Origin of the sequence: Micromonospora sp. M71_S20 (genome assembly GCF_003664255.1) — a bacterium.
Classification (GTDB): domain Bacteria; phylum Actinomycetota; class Actinomycetes; order Mycobacteriales; family Micromonosporaceae; genus Micromonospora.
The window spans coordinates 868,804-880,659 of record NZ_RCCV01000002.1 but is presented as its reverse complement, the minus strand read 5'-3'; the positions used below and the strand labels follow the sequence as shown (position 1 = coordinate 880,659).

Here is an 11,856-nt window from a genome sequence, read left to right as displayed (position 1 = left end):
GGCCCGCAGAAGGGGAGAAGGCACAGATTCCGCCCACCACAAGTCCATGATCGCGAGGCCGAGGGGCGACGGTCGGCGGGCGGGAGGGGCGGGGGTGGGTGATGATCCGAGGGTGCGAACGAGTGATGAGCAGGACGTGGGGGCGGGTGCGGAGCGGGTCGACGGGGTCGTGGGGCCGGTCGGGGGGAGCATGCGGGAGTTGCTCCGGGTGACGCCGGGCGCGCCGGTCGACCTCGGGGCGGTCGATCCCCGGTCGACGCCGGGTCTGCCCGGGCCCGAGGTGACCGGCCTGCGGCGCAAGGAGTGGGCCCGCCGCCAGGTCGGCTTGGTCGGCGCGGGACTGGGTCGGCAGCAGGAGATGCTCTTCGCCGACGCGAAGGCCCGGGAGGCGGCCCGGGGCGGTGGCGCGGCCGGGCCGGGCGCGGCCGCCGGGCGACGGGTGCTGCTGGTGCTCCAGGCGATGGACTGTGGCGGCAAGGACGGCACCATCAAGCGCGTGGCCGGCGCGATGAACCCGCTGGGCCTGCACGTCCGCTCGTTCGGCCCGCCCACCCCCGAGGAGCTGCGGCACGACTTCCTGTGGCGGATCCGGCGGGCGCTCCCGCCGCCCGGTCAGGTGGGGGTCTTCAACCGCTCGCACTACGAGGACGTGCTCGTGGCGCGCGTCGAATCGCTGGTGCCCGAGTCGATCTGGCAGGCCCGGTACGACGAGATCAACGCCTTCGAGCGGGAGCAGGTCGACGCGGGGGTGGCCCTGGTGAAGGTGATGCTGCACATCTCGTACGCCGAGCAGGGCCGGCGGCTGCTGGAGCGGCTCGACGAGCCGCGCAAGCACTGGAAGTACGACCCCTCGGACATTGAAGCCCGCGCCCGCTGGGACGACTACCAGGCCGCGTACGCCGAGGCCCTGGGCCGGTGCGGCACGGACGCCGCGCCCTGGTACGTGGTGCCGGCGGACCGCAAGTGGTACCGGGACTGGGCCGTCGCGCACCTGCTCCGCGAGACGTTCGACACTCTCGATCTCGGGTATCCGCCTGCCGGTTTCGACGTCCGGCGCGAACGGGAGCGGCTGCTGGGACCCGGGAGAACGGCGTAGATGAACGGCAGGTGAACGACCGGTGAATGTGGCCTGACCAGGGGGAGGCCGCGCAATTCCCGGTTCCGTCGTTTTCTAGCATTCCCAGGCGGGCACCCTCCGGGCGACCGCGACCCTTCCACCGACACGACGAGGTCCGTGCTGTGAAGTTTTCCTTCCGCCCGAACGAGGGCGCCTTCTACGAGCTCTTCACCAGGGCCGCGCAGAACCTGGTGAAGGGCACCGAGCTGCTCAACGAGCTGGCCCTCCCCGGGGTGGAGGTGCAGTCGGTCAGCGAGCGGCTCACCGAGGTGGAGCACGACAGCGATCAGATCACCCACGAGCTGTACAAGAAGATCAACTCGACCTTCATCACGCCGTTCGACCGGGAGGACATCTACCGGCTCGGGTCGCTGCTCGACGACGTGATGGACCACCTCGAGGCGGTCGGCAACCTGCTCTACCTCTACGGCCTGACCAAGCTCCCCTCGCTGCCCCGCGAGATGCACGAGATGGTCAACGTCCTGGACGCGCAGGCGAAGCTGACCGCCGACGCCATGCCGCGCCTGAAGTCGATGAAGGACCTCGAGGACTACTGGATCGAGTGCAACCGGCTGGAGAACGACGGCGACCAGGTGTACCGGATGCTGCTGGTCCGCCTCTTCTCCGGCGAGTACGACGCGCTGACGGTGCTGAAGATGAAGGAGGTCGCTGACGAGCTGGAGGCCGCCTGCGACGCCTTCGAGCACGTGGCCAACACCGTCGAGACCATCGCGGTCAAGGAGTCCTGATCCTGTGAGTCCCGAACTCATCGCCGTGCTGGCGGTGATCGCGGTGGCGTTGGCGTTCGACTACACCAACGGCTTCCACGACGCCGCCAACGCGATCGCGACCAGCATCTCCACGCGGGCGCTCACACCCCGGGTGGCCCTGGCCATGGCGGCGGTCGGCAACTTCATCGGCGCCCACTTCGGCGCCGAGGTGGCCAAGACCGTCGGTAGCGGCCTCGTGAAACTGCCCACCGGGACGTCGAGCCTCGGCATCGTCTTCGCCGGCGTGATCGGCGCGATCGTGTGGAACCTGGTCACCTGGTACTACGGCCTGCCGTCGTCCTCGTCGCACGCGCTGATCGGCGGCCTGGTCGGCTCGACCGTCGCCGCGTCCGGCACGGTGCTCTGGACCGGCATCGGGGAGAGCGTGATCATCCCGATGATCCTCTCGCCGATGGTCGGCTTCGTGCTCGGCTACGTCGTCATGATCGCCGTGCAGTGGATCTTCCGGAAGGGGCACCCGGGCCGGCTCAACCGGGGCTTCCGCTGGGCGCAGACCGCGTCCGCCGCCGCCATGTCGGTCGGCCACGGCATGCAGGACGCCGCCAAGACCATCGGCATCGTGGTGCTCGCCCTCTACGTCGGCGGCTACCAGGACGACCCCAGCTTCATCCCGGAGTGGGCGTTCTGGACGTCGGCCGCCGTGCTCGCCGCCGGCACGTACGCCGGTGGCTGGCGGATCATCCGGACCCTGGGTCGTAAGATCATCGACCTCCGGCCGCCGGAGGGCTTCGCCGCCGAGACCGTGGCCAGCGGCGTGCTCTACTTCAACGCGCTGGTCCTCGGCGCGCCGATCTCGACGACCCATACGATCACCTCGGCGATCATGGGCGTCGGCGCCACCAAGCGGCTCTCCGCCGTCCGATGGGGCGTGGCCGGCAACATCGTCGGGGCGTGGATCCTCACCTTCCCGGCCGCCGGTTCCATCGGCGCCCTGATGTACTTCCTGTTCCGCCCCCTGTTCAGCTGACGTACGCGAAGGGGCCCCTCGGCGACGAGGGGCCCCTTCCGTTCCTCCGTCAGGAGTAGGAGACGCCGATCTGGGCGCGGACGGAGTCGAGGAGCGCCATCACCTCCAGCGTGGCGGCGTGGGGGACCAGGGGGCTCTCCAGGAGGCCCTCGGCGAGGCAGCGCTGGACCTCGGCCGCCTCGTACTGGTAGCCGCCGCCGACCAGCTCGCCGGCGATCGTCTCCGGCTCGGCGCCGGCCCGGTGCAGGGTCAGCGAGCCGGGGCGGAAGAACGGCTCGGGCAGGTCGATCCGGCCGGTGGTGCCGGTGACCGAGGCGACCAGCGGGGGCGCGCCGACCATGCCGCAGCTGAGGGTGGCGACCGCGCCCGAGTCGTACCCGAGGACGATGCCGGTGTTCTCGTCCACCCCCTCCGGGCTCAGCTTCGCCCAGGACCGGACGTGGTCGGGCACGCCGAGCAGCAGGTGGGCCAGGCTGACCGGGTAGACGCCGAGGTCGAGCAGGGCGCCGCCGCCGAGCGTACGGGCCCGCATCCGGTGCTCCGGCGGGAACGGCCCGGCCACCCCGAAGTCGGCCCGGACGCCGGTCACCGTGCCGATCTCGCCGTCCGCGACCAGCCCGCAGAGCCGGCGGACGAGCGGGTTCGTCCGCATCCACATGGCCTCCATCAGGAAGACCCCGGCCGCACGGGCGGTGTCCACCAGCTCGACGCTGGTCGCCAGGTCGAGGGTGAACGGCTTCTCCAGCAGCACCGCCCGGCCGGCCGCGAGGCAGGTCGTGGCCGCCTCGTAGTGCGCGGCGTGCGGGGTGGCGACGTAGACGACGTCCAGCTCGTCGTCCGCGGCGAGTTCCGCCCAGGAGGCGTACGCCCGCGGCACGCCGTGCCGGGCCGCGAACCGCTCCGCGCTCTCGGCGGTCCGCGAGCCGACCGCCGCGAGTTCGGCGCCCGGGACCAGGCGCAGGTCCTCGGCGAAACGGGCGGCGATGTTGCCGGTGGCCAGGATGCCCCATCGAGTCATGCCGGCCACGCTAGCGAAGATCACCCGACGGCGGCGGGGGCGATCCACCCGTCGGGAACTAGGCTCGGCGCATGACGATCGACGCCGACGGCTTCCCCGCACCCCCGGCGCTCGTGGCGCACGCCCGCCGCTTCCGCGCCGAGGGCGGCACCCCGGCGGCGCCCCGGGTCGCGGCCACCGTGCTGCTGCTCCGCCCCGCCGGCGACGACTTCGAGGTGTACCTGATCCGGCGGGTCGCCGCGATGGCCTTCGGCGGGATGTACGCCTTCCCCGGCGGCGGGGTCGACCCCTCGGACTCGCAGGCGCACCTGGACTGGGCCGGCCCGACGCCGGCCGGGTGGGGTGAGCGGCTGGGGCTGACCCCCGAGGCCGCGCAGGCGGTCGTCTGCGCCGCCGCCCGGGAGGTCTTCGAGGAGGCCGGGGTCCTGCTCGCCGGCCCCGACGCACAGACCGTGGTCGGCGACGTGAGCGGTGACGACTGGGAGGCCGACCGGGTGGCGCTGGAGCAGCGCCGGGGCGGCTTCGCGGACCTGCTCGCCCGGCGCGGGCTCACCCTCCGGTCGGACCTGCTGCTGCCGTGGAGCCGGTGGATCACGCCGGAGTTCGAACCGCGCCGCTTCGACACGTACTTCTTCGTGGCCCTGCTGCCGGAGGGGCAGCGGACCCGTGACGTCTCCGGGGAGGCCGACCACACCCTGTGGGTCCGCCCGGCGGACGCCCTGGCCCGGGCGGAGGCCGGCGAGCTGACCATGCTCCCGCCCACCCTGGTGAGCCTGGCCCAGGTGGCGGCCGGCGGCGACCTGCCCGGCGTCGCGCGCGCGGCGGCGACCCGGGACGCGGCAACCCCGGTCACGCCCCGCCTCGACGTGCCCGAGACCGGCGAGCCCCGGTTCGTGCTGGGCTGACTGTGGTCGCCTCGTGCGCGGAGGCCGGCCCGGCTCAGGCCACGAAGATGCAGAACGGGTGACCGGACCGGTCCGCGAACACGTACAACGGCTCGTCGGGGTCGTCGGTCCGGTCGAACAGAAGCTCCGCGCCCAGGGCCTCCGCCCGCGCACGCTGCCTCTCCAGCTCGGACGCGTTCGAGACCGTGAAGTCGAGGTGCAACTGCATCGGCACGTCGTGCCGGGGCCAGGTGGTCCGGGGCAGGCGGTCGACAAGTTGGAAGGCGAGCTTGGCCGCTCCGTCGGAGTCCGTGAGCACGAGCCAGTCCCGGTCGTCGGCAGTCCCGTCCGTCGGTGGTTCGTCACCGGGCCGGTACCGCAGCCCGAGCAGCTGCCGGTAGAACTCGGCAAGCTCTCGCGGGTTCGTGCTGTCGAGCACGGTGTGCAGCAACCGGGGGTATTCGGACATGCCCGTCCTCCGCATCGACCGTAGGCGTTTCCCGACTCTAGAGCAGATCCTGGGGCGCTGCCGGGTTGCCACGGCCCGGGGGCGGGGAAGGGAAGGCCCCTTCCCCGCAGGGAGAGCGGGAGAAGGGGCCACCGCCTCGCGGCTCAGCCGAAGCGGCCGGTGATGTAGTCCTCGGTCTTCTTCACGCCGGGGTTGCTGAAGATCTTCTGCGTGTTGTCGTACTCGATGAGGCGGCCCGGGTCGCCGGTCTTCTCGATCGAGAAGAATGCGGTCCGGTCCGAGACGCGGGCGGCCTGCTGCATGTTGTGCGTGACGATGATGATGGTGAACTTGTCCTTGAGCTGGAACATCAGGTCCTCGATGGCCAGCGTGGAGATCGGGTCGAGCGCCGAGCAGGGCTCGTCCATCAGCACCACCTGCGGCTCGACGGCGATGGTCCGGGCGATGCAGAGCCGCTGCTGCTGACCGCCGGAGAGACCGGCGCCGGGCTTGCCCAGCCGGTCCTTCACCTCGTCCCAGAGGTTGGCCGAGCGGAGCGCCCGCTCGGCCGCCTCCTCCAGGATCGACTTCCTGCGTACGCCGTTGAGCCGCAGCCCGGCCACCACGTTCTCGAAGATGCTCATGGTGGGGAACGGGTTCGGCCGCTGGAAGACCATGCCGATCATGCGCCGAACGGCGGTGACGTCCACGTCCCGGTCGTAGATGTCCTGGTCGTCGATGGTGAGGCTGCCCTCGACCCGGGCGCCGGGGAGCACCTCGTGCATCCGGTTGATCGACCGCAGGAAGGTGGACTTGCCGCAGCCGGACGGGCCGATCAGGGCGGTCACCGTCTTCGGCTCGACCGTCAGGTTGATGTTCTCGATCGCCTTGAAGGCGCCGTAGTAGGCGGTGACGTTCGAGGCTTCGATGCGCTTGGCCATGGTGGTGGTACCTCCGGGGTTCATCGGCCGAGCCGGTTGCGACGGGCCAGCAGCTTCGCCGCGACGGTCAGGATCAGCACGAGGGCGACCAGGGTGAGTGCCGCCGTCCACGCCCGCGCCGGCGCGTACCGGGACGCGTCGCCGGCCTGCTGGTAGACGAAGAGGGCCAGCGACGACTGGTTGTTCTCGAACGGGTTGAAGTTGATCGCCGCGCCGCCGCCGGCGACGAGCAGCACCGGGGCGGTCTCGCCGGCCGCGCGGGCGATGGCGAGCATGACGCCGGTGACGATGCCCGGCAGGGCGGTCGGCAGTACGACCCGCAGGATGGTCTTCCACTTCGGCACGCCGAGGGCGTACGCCCCCTCGCGCAGCGGCGCCGGGACGAGACGCAGCATCTCCTCGGTGGAGCGGACCACGGTGGGCAGCATCAGCACGCTCAGCGCGAGCGCGGCGGCGAAGCCGGAGAAGCTGGGCCGCCCGTCGTTGAACCACGGCGAGACGATCAGCACCCAGAACGCCAGCACGAACAGGCCGGCGACGATCGACGGGATGCCCGTCATCACGTCGACGAAGAAGCGGATCGCGGCGGCGAACCGGCCCCGGCCGTACTCGACGATGTAGATCGCGCAGAGGATGCCGAGCGGGACGGTGATCAGGGCGGCGATGCCGACCTGCTGGAGCGTGCCGACGATCGCGTGGTACGCGCCGCCGTTCGGGTCCCGCGCGCCGATGTTGTTCATCGAGGTGAGGAAGAAGTCGGCGTCCAGCCGCTCGGCGCCCTTGCTGACCAGCGTCCAGACCACCGAGGCCAGCGGCAGGACGGCCAGCACGAACGCGGAGTGGATCAGCGCGCTCCAGGTGCGGTTGCGGGCCGACCGCCGCCCCTCCACCCTGTTGGCGGCGGCGAACAGGCCGGCCAGGTAGAGCAGCGCGGCGACCACCACGACCAGCACCGGGCCGCCGGTGCCGGTGCCGTACACGAACGCGGCGGCGACCAGCAGGGCGGCTGCCCCGATGGCCGGCGCGGCGTACCTCGGCAGGCGCCGGGCCCGCAGCGTGGGCGGCTGGGCCGGCGGACGGGTGCGGTGCGACGTGACGGTGGTTGTCATGCCGCCACTCCGCTCCGCTTCGTGGCGCCATGCGACGCACTGTGACGATGATTCGCTCGCTGACGCTCGCTCATGCGGCCGACTCCGTGAACTCCCGGCGGCGGTGGATGATCGCCCGCGCCGTGATGTTGACGATCAGCGTGATGGCGAAGAGCACGAGGCCCGAGGCGATCAGCGCGCCCCGTCCCGTGTCGTTCGCCTCGCCGAACGTGTTGGCGATGTTGGCGGCGATGGTGTTGCCGCCGCTCTCGATGAGGTTGAACGAGATGTTGAAGGTGATGCCGAGGGTCATCGCCAGGGCGATGGTCTCGCCGAGCGCCCGGCCCAGGCCGAGCATCACCGCGGCGACGATGCCGGGGCGGCCGTACGGCAGCACCGCGGTGCGGATCATCTCCCAGCGGGTGGCGCCGAGGGCGAGGGCCGCCTCCTCGTTGGCGGTCGGGGTCTGCGTGAACACCTCGCGGGAGAGCGAGGTGATGATCGGCAGCACCATGATCGCCAGGACCAGCGCGCCCAGCATGATGGACTTCCCGAACGGGCCGTCGCCGCCGAAGATCGGGATCCAACCGAAGTACGTGTTCAGCCAGGCGGAGAAGTCCCGCACCGGGTTGATGAAGACGTCGCGGCCCCAGAGGCCGAAGACCACGCTGGGCACCGCGGCCAGCAGGTCGATCAGGAAGCCCAGCGTGGTGCCGAGCCGGCGCGGCGCGTAGTGGGACAGGTAGAGCGCGATGCCCAGGGCCACCGGCACCGCGATGAGCAGGGCCAGCGCGGAGCTGAGCACGGTGCCGAAGGCGAGCGCCCCGATGCCGAACTTCGGCTCCGCGTCGTTCGGGAACCAGCCCTCGAAGCTCCAGAAGCTCTCGGTGTTGGCCCGTAGCGCCGGCACCGCCTTGGCGACGAGGAAGACCGCGATCGCCGCGATGACGACCAGGACGGCGGTGCCGGCGGCGAGGGTGAGGGCGCGGAAGGCCCGTTCGGCGCCGAACGCCCGGGCCCGGGGCAGCGCGCCGCCGCCGCCCAGGCCGGCTCCGCCCGGCGTACGGGTGCTGACTGGTGCCTCGGCCGGACGCGCCGAGGCACCGGCGGGCCGGTCGTGACCTTCGGTCACGCGCGTCCCGCCGGTGCCGGCGTGGGCCGAGCGGTGAGGGGTTTCACCCATCTGCTCGCTCGCTTCGGGTTGAGGTGGTGGTGTGGGTGTCGGTGCGGCGGCTCAGGCGAGGTTCTTGACCGCGGCCTCGACCTTGGCGCGGACCGTCTCGGGCAGCGGGGCGTAGCCCAGCTCGGTCAGGTCGGCCTGGCCCGCGGTGCTCGCGGCGTGGCCGAGGAAGCCCTTGACCAGCGGGAGCTTGTCGGCGGCGAGGCCCTTGGTGCAGACGATCTCGTAGGTCACCAGGACGATCGGGTAGGCCCCGGCCTCCTTGGTGTTGTAGTCGATCTTCATCTTGAGGTCGTCGCCCTGGCCGACCACCTCGGCGCCGGCGATGGTCTTACCGGCCGACTCGGCGGTCAGCTCGGCGAACTCGCCCGCGCCGTTGCCGACCTTCGCGGTCTTCAGGCCGCCGTTCTCGGCGTACGACCACTCGACGTAGCCGATGGTGCCGTCCTGGCCCTTGATCGCGCTGGCCACGCCGTCGGACTTCGCCGCGCCGGTGCCGCCCGGGGCCTTCCACTCCTTGGCCTTGCCGAAGGTCCAGTCGGCCGCGGCGGTCTTGGTGAGGAAGTCCGTGAAGTTGTCGGTGGTGCCGGAGGAGTCCGAGCGGTGCACCGCGTTGATGGTGGTCGACGGCAGCTTGGCGTCCGGGTTGTCGGCCTTGATCGCCGGGTCGTCCCACTTGGTCACCTTGCCGGCGAAGATCTTCGCCAGGGTGGCCGGCTTGAGCTGGAGGTTGTCCACGCCGCTGACGTTGTAGGCGATGGCGACCGGGCCGATCACCATCGGCAGGTTGATCGCGGCGCCGCCGACGCACTTGGCGTTGGCCTGCGGCTGCTCCTCCTCCTTGAGGGCGGAGTCCGAGCCGGCGAAGTCGGCGGTGCCGGCGATGAAGGCCTGGATGCCGGCGCCCGAGCCGGAGGGCTCGTAGTTGATCTTAGCTCCGGAGCACTTCTGCTGGTACGCCTTGATCCACTCGTCCATCGCGTTCTTCTGCGCCGACGAGCCCTGGGCGTTCAGCGTGCCGGTGGCGCAGTCGGCGGCGGCCGACCCGGAGGCGGAGGCGCTGCTCGCGGGCTCGTTGTTGTCCGAGCCGCATGCGCTGAGAGCGAGCGTCGCGGTAAGAGCGAGGCAGGCGAGGGTGCCGTGCCGCTGGAGCTTCACCTGAGAGGTTTCCCTTCACGTCTGACTTCGCCCCCGGATTTGGGCCCGGGGTACCGGCGCTCACCGGCTGACCCAAAAGTTAGGAGCGCCAGGTAGCCGGTTCGCCGGTCGGAAGTGAACGTGGAGTGAACAGGTGCGGCAGGGCAGGTGACCGCTCGCTGAGGGTGAGTTGTCCGTTAAGTGAACCCGGGTGCCGCTGTCGGAAGTATGGGGATTTTCCCGGGTCAGGCAGCGGTCGGGCAGCGCGGGCCCGGGTCGTCGTCGCGACCCGGGCCCGCGCCGACGTCAGGCCGACTGGTAGTTGACGTGCGCCGACCAGCGGGCGAAGCCGAGCCGCTCGTAGAGCGCCACCGCGGCGGCGTTCGACTCGTCGACGTAGAGCATGACCCGATCCAGGTCCCGCCGGTCCCGCAGGTACGCCAGGCCGGCCGCGGTCAACGCCCGGCCCAGCCCGCCGCGGTGGGCCGACGGGTCCACGCCGAGGACGTAGACCTCGCCGATCCGGGCCGAGCCGGGTCGCTCGTGGACCTTCGTCCAGTGGAAGCCGAGCAGCCGACCGGTGGAGTCGTCGACGGCGAGCAGGAAGCCCTCCGGGTCGAACCACGGCTCGGCGAGGCGTACCCGCAGGTCGGCGGGAGACCAGCGACCCTGTTCCGGGTGCTCGGCGAAGGCCCGCGCGTTGAGCGCCAGCCACTCCTCGTCGTCGGCGCCGGGCCGGAACGCGCGCAGCGTCACCCCGTCCGGCAACGGATGGTCGGGGATCGGGGCGGTCAGCGGCCGGCGCAGCTGCCAGAGCACCCGGGCCCGGCGCAGGCCCAGGTCGACGCCGAGCGCGGCGGCCGAGGGGTGGTCGCCGTGCGCCCAGACCCGCAGCGGGCCGTCGGCCGCCGCCAGGACGCCCCGGGCCAGCGCCCGGCCCGTCCCGCGCCGCCGGTACGCCGGGTGCACCACCAGTTCCACCCCGATCCCCGCGCCGGGGTCGGTGGTGTCCAGGTGCGCGTACCCGGTCAGTGTGCCGTCGTCCGCCCGGGTGGTCAGGTGCACCGCGGGCGCGTCCGGGTCGCGCAGCCGGAGCAGGACGTGCTCGTCGAACGGGTCGGCCCCGTCCGCGTCGCCGGCGACCCGTGCGAGGGTCGTCACGTCGGCGATCTCCGTGGGGCTGAGGCGGTCGGCCCGGGTCACCCGGGCGCTGCTCGCTTCGGGGTTGCTCATGACGTCACCGTAGTCCGGTCGATCCCCGGCACCGCCGCGCTCGTCGGCCGCCGGGGCGGTGCGGGGGTCGCCCGCGCCGGGCCGCCCGTGGTCGGGCCGTCCGCCGGCCGGCTCACGTCGCCCCGTCGGGCAGCGCCTCCACCTCGAACCGGCTGGTCAGCTCGGGCAGGATGCGGTGCAGGGCGTCCACGGTGCCCTGCCGGTCGCCGCCGGCGTCGTGCAGCAGCACGACCGAGCCGGGTACGACGCCCGCCACGACCGTCGCCGCGATCCGCCCGGCTCCCGGCACCTCCCAGTCCTCCGGGTCCACGGTCCAGTGCAGCGGCGTCATGCCGAGCTCGTGGGACACCGACACCACCTGGCCAGTCCACGCGCCGCCGGGCTGCCGGTAGTACGCGATCGGCACGTCGGGCACCGCCGCCCGGATCGCCTCGCTGGTGCGCAGCAGGTCCGCCCGGATGGCGGCCGGCGACCGCCGGCCGAGGTTGACGTCGTGGTTCCAGCTGTGGTTGCACAGGGTGTGCCCGTCGGCCACGATGGCCCGGATCAGGTCCGGGTGGCGCTGCGCGTTCTCGCCGACCACGCAGAAGGTGGCCCGCACCTGGTGCGCGCGGAGCAGGGCGAGCACCTGCGGCGTGTACAGCGGGTCCGGCCCGTCGTCGAAGGTCAGCGCGACCAGCGAGGTGCCGCTGGTGGTCTGCGTGCCGAACGGCCCGTCGGCCGGTCCCGGCGACGGCGTGCCGTCGGGGCTGGGGCCGCCGTCCTGCCCGGCCTCCGCGGGGCTGGTGCTCGGCTCACCCTGCGGGGTGTGGCGCGGAGCCTCCTCCGTGGGGGGCTGGTCGGCGTAGTGCGGGCCGGTGGCGCTGGTGGTCACGCTGGACCGGGACGTCGGCGGGTCGGGGACCAGGCTGCGCCCGAGGGCGTACGCGGAACCGAGCAGCGCGGCGACCACCAGCGTGACGAGACCGATGGTGCGCGCGGCCGAGGGATCCCGGATCAGTGGGCCCGTTCGTGTCGATCCGCCGCCGCCCCCGTGGTCGATGCGCACTCTG

General features: G+C 72.2%; 12 protein-coding genes. 4 read left to right on the top strand and 8 right to left on the bottom strand.

What is annotated here, in order from left to right; genetic code table 11:
• Window positions 1-190: 190 nt before the first annotated feature.
• The 3 genes from DER29_RS25020 to DER29_RS25010 all read left to right on the top strand — a co-directional run bounded on the left by DER29_RS25020 (window position 191) and on the right by DER29_RS25010 (window position 2,875).
• On the top strand, window positions 191-1,096 hold the full coding sequence (locus DER29_RS25020) for a PPK2 family polyphosphate kinase (RefSeq protein WP_121400178.1): 906 nt from the start codon (window positions 191-193) through the stop codon (window positions 1,094-1,096).
• 143 nt (window positions 1,097-1,239) lie between these two features.
• On the top strand, window positions 1,240-1,866 hold the full coding sequence (locus DER29_RS25015; protein ID WP_088998168.1) for a DUF47 domain-containing protein: 627 nt from the start codon (window positions 1,240-1,242) through the stop codon (window positions 1,864-1,866).
• A 4-nt stretch (window positions 1,867-1,870) separates the two neighbouring features.
• Window positions 1,871-2,875, top strand: coding sequence for an inorganic phosphate transporter (locus DER29_RS25010; RefSeq protein WP_121400048.1), 1,005 nt, complete (start codon window positions 1,871-1,873; stop codon window positions 2,873-2,875).
• 49 nt (window positions 2,876-2,924) lie between these two features.
• Here the strand turns inward: DER29_RS25010 and DER29_RS25005 are convergent, their stop codons facing one another.
• Window positions 2,925-3,893: a Gfo/Idh/MocA family protein gene (locus tag DER29_RS25005; RefSeq protein ID WP_121400177.1), complete on the bottom strand. Its 969-nt coding sequence runs from the start codon at window positions 3,891-3,893 to the stop codon at window positions 2,925-2,927.
• Between the two features lie 71 nt (window positions 3,894-3,964).
• Between DER29_RS25005 and DER29_RS25000 the strand changes: the two genes are divergently transcribed.
• Window positions 3,965-4,798: an NUDIX domain-containing protein gene (locus tag DER29_RS25000; RefSeq protein ID WP_121400047.1), complete on the top strand. Its 834-nt coding sequence runs from the start codon at window positions 3,965-3,967 to the stop codon at window positions 4,796-4,798.
• A gap of 34 nt (window positions 4,799-4,832) precedes the next feature.
• Here the strand turns inward: DER29_RS25000 and DER29_RS24995 are convergent, their stop codons facing one another.
• The 7 genes from DER29_RS24995 to DER29_RS24965 all read right to left on the bottom strand — a co-directional run bounded on the left by DER29_RS24995 (window position 4,833) and on the right by DER29_RS24965 (window position 11,846).
• On the bottom strand, window positions 4,833-5,246 hold the full coding sequence (locus tag DER29_RS24995) for a VOC family protein (RefSeq protein WP_121400046.1): 414 nt from the start codon (window positions 5,244-5,246) through the stop codon (window positions 4,833-4,835).
• A 143-nt stretch (window positions 5,247-5,389) separates the two neighbouring features.
• The gene (pstB, locus tag DER29_RS24990; RefSeq protein WP_121400045.1) at window positions 5,390-6,166 is read right to left on the bottom strand and encodes a phosphate ABC transporter ATP-binding protein PstB; all 777 of its coding nucleotides are present in this window, start codon (window positions 6,164-6,166) and stop codon (window positions 5,390-5,392) included.
• 20 nt (window positions 6,167-6,186) lie between these two features.
• The gene (gene pstA / locus DER29_RS24985) at window positions 6,187-7,275 is read right to left on the bottom strand and encodes a phosphate ABC transporter permease PstA (RefSeq protein WP_121400044.1); all 1,089 of its coding nucleotides are present in this window, start codon (window positions 7,273-7,275) and stop codon (window positions 6,187-6,189) included.
• A 70-nt stretch (window positions 7,276-7,345) separates the two neighbouring features.
• Window positions 7,346-8,437, bottom strand: coding sequence for a phosphate ABC transporter permease subunit PstC (pstC, locus tag DER29_RS24980; protein WP_121400043.1), 1,092 nt, complete (start codon window positions 8,435-8,437; stop codon window positions 7,346-7,348).
• A gap of 51 nt (window positions 8,438-8,488) precedes the next feature.
• Complete coding sequence (gene pstS, locus DER29_RS24975; RefSeq protein WP_121400042.1) at window positions 8,489-9,592, bottom strand: phosphate ABC transporter substrate-binding protein PstS; 1,104 nt, start codon at window positions 9,590-9,592, stop codon at window positions 8,489-8,491.
• 285 nt (window positions 9,593-9,877) lie between these two features.
• Window positions 9,878-10,804, bottom strand: a complete 927-nt coding sequence (mshD, locus tag DER29_RS24970; protein WP_121400041.1) for a mycothiol synthase — start codon at window positions 10,802-10,804, stop codon at window positions 9,878-9,880.
• A gap of 112 nt (window positions 10,805-10,916) precedes the next feature.
• Window positions 10,917-11,846 (bottom strand): polysaccharide deacetylase family protein, encoded by a 930-nt coding sequence (locus DER29_RS24965; RefSeq protein ID WP_370040568.1) that lies wholly within the window; start codon window positions 11,844-11,846, stop codon window positions 10,917-10,919.
• Window positions 11,847-11,856 lie beyond the last annotated feature (10 nt).